Consider the following 8,637-nt stretch of genomic DNA (forward strand, 5'->3'; position numbering starts at 1 on the left):
CACCGGGAGAAGAAGCCCCTGTGGGTCAGGGAGTTCACCTGTCCTTCTTGTGGTACTCTTCTCCATCGGGACGTGGCAGCGGCGGTAAACATCTTGGCTAAGGCCTGGACGGGGCCTTCGGCCACGGGTCTATACCCGGAACCGAGAAGCCCCGCTCTTTAGAGCGGGGAGTAGTCACGCTGGGGCTTTTGGTGATGATCGTCTCCGCCCTGCGCCTTTTCCTAGGCGGGGGCCTCCTCTAGCCAGCTGCGCAGGACCTTCAGGTTCCATGCGTCCTCCTCGGGGCTCCTTGGGGTTTCCAAGATGAAGACCCGGTTCCTGAGGCGGGGGTCCAGGAGAACGCGTTTAAGCCCTTCCCCGATCTGGCCTTGGAGAAGGTGGGCATGGTGGTCTATGCGGCTGGCTAGGCCCCCCACGGAATCGTTTAGGTGCACCACCGGCACCCGCTTTAGGCCCACGAGGCGGTCCAGTTGGCTCAAGACCTCCTGGGGCTCCTCCCTCACGTCGTACCCGGCGGCATAGGCGTGGCAGGTGTCCAGGCAGACCCCCAGGGGAGTGTCCTCCAAGAGCCAGGCCAGCTCCTCAAACCGGGCCCCCACCTTCTCCCCGCCTCCGGCGGTGTTCTCCACCAGGAGGGTGGGCCGTTCCTTTACCCCGGCCAGGCGCAGGGCCCTTAGGAGGCCCTCTTTTACCCGTTGGGGGTCTCCTGAGCCTGGATGGACCACCACGTACTCCAGTCCCAGGATGCGGGCCTTTTCCAGGTCGTCCGCCAGGCTCATCACGCTCTTTTCCCAAAGCTCCCCCTCCGCCCCCAGGTTCACCAGATAGGAGGCATGGATCACCCCGGGAAGCTCCCCGGCCATTTCCCGCAGGGCGCGGAAGGTTTCCACCTCGCTGGGGGAAAGGGCGCGGGTTTTCCAGCTTCGGGGGCTTTTGGCGAAGATCTGGAAGGCGGAAAGGCCCAGGGCCTGGGCTTCTTCCACGGCCCCGGCCACCCCCTTTTTCCCGGCGATGGAAAGGTGAAAGCCATAGCGCACCATCTCACTCCTCCAGCACCTCCACCCGTACCCGGGTGGCGGAAAGGGCCTCAATGGCCTTGGCGGCGGCGTAGGAGAGGTCAATGATATACCGGCCCCCAAAAGGTCCCCGGTCGTTGATGCGCACCACCACGCTTCTGCCGTTTTTTAGGTTGGTGACCCGCACCCGGGTGCCGAAGGGCAAGGAGGGGTGGGCGGCGGTGAGGGCCTGCATATCATAGACCTCCCCGCTGGCCGTGCGCTTCCCGTGGAATCCCGGGCCGTACCAGACGGCCAGGCCCTCCTGGACCAAAGGCTTCCTCTTAGGGGGTTCGCCATGGCCCAGGCGGAGGACCTGCCCTGGGGAGATGAGGTCCGAGGTGAGGCCGTTTAGCCCCTTTAGCTCTTCCACGCTCAGGCCATGGGCCTTGGCGATGCGGTAAAGGGTGTCCCCCTTTTGTACGGTATAGGTCTGGGCCAGGGCACCGGAGAGGAAAAGGGCTAGGACCAGGGCGCGCACCTAAACCTCCCGCCAGCCCCGGGGAAAGCGGGAGAGGAGTTCCATCCCCGTATCCGTGATGAGGACAAGCTCCTCTATGCGCACGCCTCCTTTCCCCGGTAAGTAGACCCCGGGCTCCACGGTGACCACCATGCCCGCCTCGAGGGTCTCCTCCGTATACGGGGAAAGCCCTGGCCCCTCGTGGACGGCAAGCCCCACCCCGTGCCCCAGGGAGTGGACGAAGTAGCGGTCCAGTTGGAAGCGCCTTAGCTCCTCCCGGGCCAGGGCGTCCAGCTCCTTGGTGCTTTTGCCTGGGCCGAGGGCGTCTAGGACCCTTTCCAGGGTGGCTAGGGTGGCCTGGAAGGCCCGCTTGAGTTCCCCGTCCACCCTTCCCAGGGCCACGGTGCGGGTCATGTCCGAGTGGTACCCCTCCACCTCCGCCCCCAGGTCCAGGGTGACCAGTTCCCCGGCCTCGAGGGCTTTCCCCGAGGCCCCGGCATGGGGCAAAGCCCCCCGTACCCCCGAGGCCACAATGGGAGGGAAGGCCACCCCAGCTCCCCGGCGTTTCAGGAAAAACTCTATCTCCAAGGCCACCTCCCGCTCCAAAACGCCGGGCTTCAGGAGGGTGAGGGCGTGGGCCAGGGCTTCTTCCGCCAGGGCCTGGGCCTTGCGAATCCGCTCCACCTCCTCCGGGGTTTTCTTGAGCCTAAGCCGTTCTATGACCCCCTTGGTGGGCACCCACTCCGCAGGGGCGAGCTCCCGCAAGCGCTCCAAGGAGGCGTAGGGAAGGTGCTCGGCCTCAAAGCCCACCCGTCCTCTGAGCCCCCTCAGAAGGGCCTCTTTTTCCTCCCGCTTCAGCACCTTAGCGGGGATGCGGCTTTCCCGCTCCGCCTCAGGGTAGCGGGGGTCGGTGAGGAGGAAGGAGCCTTCCCCCATGACCAGGACCTGGGCGTCCTCAGGGTGGGGAAAGCCCGAAAGGTAGCGGACGTTTTCCGGGCGGGTGATGTAGAGGGCATCCAGCCCCAAGGGCTCTAAGAGGGTCTTGGGCTCCAGCACGGGGCCTACTATACCACCCGTTAACCCTCTTCCAGGTTCACGCCCGGGTACCCATGGGCCACGGTCAACTCCAGAGGGGGACAGGGGAGGGGAAGGCTCCCCCCTGGCCCCAGGCGGGGGTAGGTCCCCTGGTCCTCTTCCCGCAGGTGGGCCTCGAGGCTTACCCGACGGCTATCCACCAGAGGGTACGCCCGCGGCGAGGGTAGGCCCGAATAGTGCCCTAGCTTTCTCCCCCGGTCCGGATCCTCCGTGCTCTCCGAGAGGATTTCCGGCAAAATGCCGGGGGCTTCCCCGTAAAGGAAGGGGGAGGGACCGCAGGCCACCATGAGGCCGGGGTAAAAGACGGTATCCTCCGACACCTTAGGCCTCCGGTCCCCTGCGAAGGCCTCACCCCCTTCCCCTAGGGCCTTGGGCCCCAGCTTTAGGCGTAACCGGCTGAGGATCGTGGGCCCGGTCTGCTCCCGCCATGGCCCTACCCTAGCCTTTCCAGGCTGAAGCGCACCCGGCCTTCCTCGTCCTCCAAAGAGGTGGTGTGGCCGGGGAAGAGGCCTGGCCCAAACTCTAGGGCCAAAACCTCCTCGGCGATCCAGCCGCCATGGCCTTTCAAGGCTTCCAGGTAGGCGCCTTCCGCCTCGTAGCCCACCCGGATGCGGTCGGAAACCTTGAGGCCCATCTCCTTGCGGGTTTGCTGCAGGTGGCGGATCAGGTCCCGGGCCAGCCCCTCAAGCTTCAGCTCCTCCGTGACCCGCACCTCCAGGGCGGCCACGTATCCCTCCTTCTCCAGGGCCTCATACCCCTCGGGGGCCTGGGCCTCGAGGAGCACCTCTTCCGGCTCCAGGACCACCTCCTGGCCCTCCAGGGTTAAGGGCACCCTTTCCCCTTTGAGGACCCGATGGGCCACCCTGGAGGCCTCCTTCTCCAGGGCCTCGCGGATTTTGGGGAGAAGCCTCCCGTACTTCTTGCCCAGCAGCTTCAGGTTGGGCAGGACCCGGTAGCGGAGCACTTCCTCCCCAGGTTCCAAAACCCGCACCTCCTTCACGTTGAGCTCCTCGGCGATTTCGGAGGCGAAGTGGCGTAGGCCCTCCCGTTCCAAGGGGCTAGGGGCGGTGACCAGAAGAAGGGGCAAGGGGATGCGGGTCTTGACCCCGCTTTTGGCCCGGGCGGAACGGGCCAGGTCCACCACCTTGAGCACCGCCCGCATCTTGGCCACCAGCTCCTGGTCCAGAAGCTTCGGGTCCACCTCCGGCCAGTCGGAAAGGTGCACGGAAAGAGGGGCCTCAGGGTGGACTGGGCGCACCAGGTTCTGCCAAAGCACCTCGGCCAGGAAGGGGGTGAAGGGGGCGGAAAGCTGGCTGACGGTAACCAGGGCCTGGTACAAGGTGGCGTAGGCGGACTCGCGGTCCAGGGGGTCCTCGTTTTTCCAGTAGCGCCTCCGGCCCCGGCGCACGTACCATTGGGAGAGGTCCTCCACCACAAAGTCCCGGAGGGCGCGGCTGCTTTGGGTGGGGTCGTAGGCCTCGAGGGCCTCCGTCACCCTTTGGATCAGGTCCTGAAGCCGCGCCAGGAGCCAGCGGTCCAGCTCGGGCCGTTTCTCCACGGGAGGCGGGTTCCTGAGGTCCGGCCGGTCCAGGTTGGCGTAGGTCACGAAGAAGCTATACACGTTCCACAGGGTTAAGAAGTAGTCCCGCACCGTTTCCCGCACCAGGTTGGGCCCAAAGCGGCGGTCGGCCTCCGGGGGTGCGGAGATGTAGATGTACCACCTTAAGGCATCCGCCCCGAACTCCCGGATGATGTCCCAGGGGTCCACCACATTCCCCTTGGACTTGCTCATCTTCTGTCCCTTCTCGTCCAGGATGAGGCCGTGGCAGATCACGTTCCTGAAGGCGATGGAGCCGAAGAGCATCACCCCAAGCTGGTGCAGGGAGTTGAACCAGCCCCGGGTCTGGTCAATGCCCTCCGCGATGAAGTCCGCGGGGAAGGCCTCCTGGAACTCCAGCTGGTTTTCAAAGGGGTAGTGCAAGGAGGCGAAGGGCATGGCCCCGGAGTCGTACCAGACGTCAATGACATAGGGCACCCGGCGCATGGTGCCCCCGCAGGTGCACGCAAGCTCCACCCCGTCCACGTAGGGGCGGTGGGGATCAAAGGGCTCGGGGAGGGGGTGGGTGGCCCTTTCCCTAAGCTCTTGGATACTGCCGATGGCCTCCTCTTTCCCGCAGGTGGCGCAGACCCAGATGGGAAGGGGTGTGCCCCAGTAGCGGTTGCGGCTTAGGGCCCAGTCCACCAGGTTCCGAAGCCACTCCCCGTAGCGCCCCTCCTTGATATGGGGTGGGACCCAGTGGATCTCCTGGTTCTTGCGGATGAGCTCCTCCTTGAAAAGGGTATTGCGGATAAACCAGGTTTCCGTGGCGTAGTACATGAGGGGGGTGGAGCAGCGCCAGCAGTGGGGGTAGCTGTGGAGGTAGCTTTCCTCCTTAAAGAGGAGGCCCCGGGAGCGGAGGTCTTTTAGGATGGCCCGGTTGGCCTCGCGGAAGAAGAGGCCCCTAAAGGGCTCCACCAGGAGCTTCCCTTCCTCGTCCACCGTCTTGAGGAGGGGGAGGCCGTAGGCCCTGGCCGTATCCAGGTCCTCGGCGCCGAAGGCCGGGGCCTGGTGGACGATGCCCGTGCCGTCTTCCCGGCTCACGTACTCCGCCAGGACCACGAAGTACCCCTTGGGCAAGACCTGGGGATAGGGGGGTTCATAGGCCAGGCCTTCCAGTTCCTTTCCCGTGAAGGTCTTTACGATAGGGGTTTCCTCGCCCAGGAGCTGGCGCCCCAGGGTTTCCTCCAGGATCACCACCTCCTCCCCCACGGCAAAGGCCCCATAGGTGAACTCCGGGTGGACCGCCGCCGCCACGTTTCCGGGCAGGGTCCAGGGGGTGGTGGTCCAGATGAGGAGGCTGGCCCTTTCTAACCCCACCTTCCCCGGTTCCCGAAGGGGCAGGCGCACGTAGACCGAGGGGTCGGTGATCTCCTTGTAGCCCAGGGAGAGCTCGTGGGAGGAAAGGGGGGTGCCACACCGGGGGCAGTAGGGCACCACCTTGTGGTCTCGGTAAAGGAGCCCCCGGTCAAAGAGGTTCTTCAGGCTCCACCAGATGCTTTCCACATAGGTGGGGTGCAGGGTGGCGTAGGCGTTCTTGAGATCCACCCAGTAGGCGATGCGCTCCGTAAAGGCTTCCCATTCCTTCTCGTAGGTGAAGACCGACTCCCGGCAGGCTTGGTTGAAGCGCTCAATGCCGTAGGCCTCGATTTCCCGCTTGTTTTTAAGGCCCAGCTTCTTCTCCACCTCCAGCTCCACCGGAAGGCCATGGGTATCCCATCCGGCCCGGCGGGGCACGTAGTAGCCCCGCATGGTCTTGTAGCGGGGAAAAAGGTCCTTGTAGCTGCGGGCTTGGGCGTGGCCCACGTGGGGCATGCCGTTGGCGGTGGGGGGGCCTTCGTAAATGGTGTAACGGGGCCTCCCCTGGCGGTTTTCCACGCTTCTTTCAAAGATCCTCTCCCGCTTCCAAAACTCCAGAACCTCTTCCTCCAGCCTGGGAAAGTTGGGTTCGCCGACCTCCTTGAACATACCTTCCTCCCTTAAAGAAACGCCCGCGCCCTTTGGGCGCGGACGAAAGCGCAAGGGCCTCCGCGGTACCACCGCGCTTCCTGGAGGAAGCCTCCAGGCTCTCATTGGCGCGATTACGGGCGCACCCGGCGGGCATTACTCAGGGTCTTGACCCCTTTCCTCCCGCGGCTCCGGGGTGATCTTCCCACCTTTCCTCACCACCGGGCTTCCACCCTCCCCGGCTCGCTTGGGGCTATTGGAAAGGGGTACTCTCCCCATCCTCGCCTTTACAGCTCCCGCCTCCTGGGGTAAAATCCCCCGTTGGCGGCTAAGCCCATCCTAGCAGCCCTTCCCCTTCCTTGACAACGCCCCGGTTGGGTCTGCTAGAATGGAGCTAAGCCGGTCCGCTTCCCGACAAAAGGAGTGCTCATGGAGCTGTACTTGGATACCGCCAACTTGGAGGAGATACGGGAGATCGCTGCTTGGGGAGTGCTCTCCGGGGTGACCACCAACCCCACCCTGGTGGCGAAGGAGTATGCGGGTCGCGGAGCCAAGCTGACGGAGGAGGTTTTGTTCGCCCACCTACGGACCATATGCGAGGTGGTGAAGGGGCCCGTGTCCGCAGAGGTGACCACCTTGGAGGCGGAGGTCATGGTGGCGGAAGGACGGCGGCTTGCGGCCATCCACCCCCAGATTGTGGTCAAGCTGCCCACCACCGAGGAGGGCTTGAAGGCCTGCAAGCGGCTTGCCGCTGAAGGGGTTAAGGTTAATATGACCCTGATCTTCTCCGCCAACCAGGCTCTGCTGGCGGCCCGGGCAGGGGCAAGCTATGTCTCCCCCTTTTTGGGGCGGGTGGACGATATCTCCTGGGATGGGGGAGAGTTGTTGCGGGAGATTGCGGAGCTGATCCAGGTGCAGAACCTGCCGGTGAGGGTCATCGCCGCCTCCATCCGCCACCCCCGTCATGTTACGGAGGCCGCCCTTTTGGGGGCAGACATCGCCACCATGCCCTACGGGGTGTTCAAACAGCTGCTCAAGCACCCGCTTACGGACATAGGCCTTAAGCGCTTTATGGAGGATTGGGAGAAGGTCAAGCCATGAGGAGAAAAGCGGAGATCCATCAAGAAGCGCCCCTGACGTACCAGGAACTTGCGGCCAAGATCCTGCCGGAGTTGCACCTCCTGGCCCAGGAGGCGGGGATCGAGAACTACAAGCGCATGAAGAAGGACCAGCTCATCATGGCCCTCCTGGAACGGCAGACCCAGGGGGAGGGCTTGCAGCTGGTCAAGGGTTACCTGGAGATCAGCCCGGATGGGTATGGCTTCATTACCGAAAACCTGTACAATCTGGAATCCAGGGTCGCCATCGTGTCCGCCGGGCTCATTCGCCAGTATGCCTTAAGAAGCGGGGACTACATCGTGGGCCGGGTACGGCCGCCCCGGGAGAACGAGCGCTACGGCACCCTCCTCAAGGTGGAGGCGGTGAACGACCTAGACCCCGAAGCGGCCAAGAACCGGCCCCGCTTTGACGAGCTCATCCCCCAGTTCCCCGACCGGCAGATCAAGCTGGAAACCACCCCGGATGAGCTCTCCACCCGGGTCATAGACCTTCTTGCCCCCATTGGTCGGGGCCAGCGGGGGCTGATTGTGGCCCCGCCCAAAGCGGGTAAGACCACCCTGCTTAAGAAGATTGCCAACGCCGTCTTGAAGAACGAGCCCGACATCAGGGTGATCGTGCTCCTTATTGACGAGCGGCCGGAGGAGGTCACGGACTTCCGGGAAAGCGTCCAGGGGGCCGAGGTCATCGCCAGCACCTTTGACGAGCCGCCCCAGAACCACATCCGGGTGGCGGAGTTCGTGCACGAAAGGGCCAAGCGCATCGTGGAGGAAGGGGGGCACGTGATGATCCTTCTGGATTCCATCACCCGCCTAGCCCGGGCCAACAACCTGGTGACCCCGCCCACGGGCCGCACCCTTTCCGGCGGTTTGGACTCCGCGGCCCTCTACTTCCCCAAGCGTTTCCTGGGGGCAGCCCGCAACATCCGGGGCGGGGGTAGCCTCACCATCCTGGCCACCGCCTTGGTGGAGACGGGAAGCCGCATGGACGATGTGATCTTTGAGGAGTTCAAGGGGACGGGGAACATGGAGCTCCACCTTTCCCGTCGCCTCGAGGAGCGCCGCATCTTCCCGGCCATAGACATCCTGAAGTCCGGTACCCGTCGGGAGGAGCTCCTGTTGGGTGAGGAGGTGGTCCACAAGATGTGGCTTTTGCGCAAGGTCTTGGCGGACATGGATCCGGCGGAGGCCATGGAGATGCTCCTCGCCCGCTTGGCGCGCACCAAGAACAACAAGGAGTTTCTGGCTTCTTTGGCTGCCCGCTAGGCGGGATTCTTCCCTGGGGGGCGGGGTTTCCGCCCCCCAGGGTCCTTTGCCCCTGAACCCGGACAAACACATGTGAGACTCTGGGCTGGGATAAAAAGAGGG

At 64.3% G+C, this 8,637-nt stretch carries 8 protein-coding genes and 1 other annotated feature; of the genes, 3 read left to right on the top strand and 5 right to left on the bottom strand.

What is annotated here, in order from left to right; translation table 11 throughout:
- The first annotated feature begins 18 nt into the window (after window positions 1-18).
- Complete coding sequence (locus L0D16_RS11855) at window positions 19-162, top strand: transposase (RefSeq protein ID WP_243032411.1); 144 nt, start codon at window positions 19-21, stop codon at window positions 160-162.
- Window positions 163-221: 59 nt separating this feature from the next.
- On the opposite strand, the gene nfo is transcribed toward L0D16_RS11855, so the two are convergent.
- Genes nfo through ileS form a run of 5 tightly spaced genes read right to left on the bottom strand, consistent with a single transcriptional unit; the run spans window position 222 to window position 6,175 of the window.
- Window positions 222-1,040 (bottom strand): endonuclease IV, encoded by an 819-nt coding sequence (gene nfo / locus L0D16_RS11860; RefSeq protein ID WP_243032405.1) that lies wholly within the window; start codon window positions 1,038-1,040, stop codon window positions 222-224.
- A 1-nt stretch (window position 1,041) separates the two neighbouring features.
- On the bottom strand, window positions 1,042-1,536 hold the full coding sequence (locus tag L0D16_RS11865) for a septal ring lytic transglycosylase RlpA family protein (protein WP_243032406.1): 495 nt from the start codon (window positions 1,534-1,536) through the stop codon (window positions 1,042-1,044).
- Entirely contained in the window at window positions 1,537-2,568 is a 1,032-nt protein-coding gene (locus L0D16_RS11870; RefSeq protein WP_243032412.1) for a M24 family metallopeptidase, read from the bottom strand. It lies immediately after the preceding gene.
- A 23-nt stretch (window positions 2,569-2,591) separates the two neighbouring features.
- Entirely contained in the window at window positions 2,592-3,161 is a 570-nt protein-coding gene (locus L0D16_RS11875) for a Uma2 family endonuclease (RefSeq protein ID WP_341474629.1), read from the bottom strand.
- Complete coding sequence (gene ileS / locus L0D16_RS11880) at window positions 3,044-6,175, bottom strand: isoleucine--tRNA ligase (RefSeq protein ID WP_243032408.1); 3,132 nt, start codon at window positions 6,173-6,175, stop codon at window positions 3,044-3,046. The genes L0D16_RS11875 and ileS overlap by 118 nt, the downstream gene beginning before the upstream one ends.
- Before the next feature lie 35 nt (window positions 6,176-6,210).
- Window positions 6,211-6,445 (bottom strand) — a binding site (T-box leader).
- A gap of 138 nt (window positions 6,446-6,583) precedes the next feature.
- On the opposite strand from ileS, the gene fsa reads away from it, so the two are divergent.
- Window positions 6,584-7,255 carry a fructose-6-phosphate aldolase gene (gene fsa, locus L0D16_RS11885; RefSeq protein ID WP_243032409.1) on the top strand — a complete coding sequence of 224 codons (672 nt, stop codon included), beginning with the start codon at window positions 6,584-6,586 and terminating at the stop codon, window positions 7,253-7,255.
- The gene (gene rho, locus L0D16_RS11890) at window positions 7,252-8,535 is read left to right on the top strand and encodes a transcription termination factor Rho (RefSeq protein ID WP_243032410.1); all 1,284 of its coding nucleotides are present in this window, start codon (window positions 7,252-7,254) and stop codon (window positions 8,533-8,535) included. Before fsa ends, rho begins: the two co-directional genes overlap by 4 nt.
- The last annotated feature ends 102 nt before the right edge of the window (window positions 8,536-8,637 follow it).

The organism is Thermus altitudinis (assembly GCF_022760835.1).
GTDB lineage: Bacteria > Deinococcota > Deinococci > Deinococcales > Thermaceae > Thermus > Thermus altitudinis.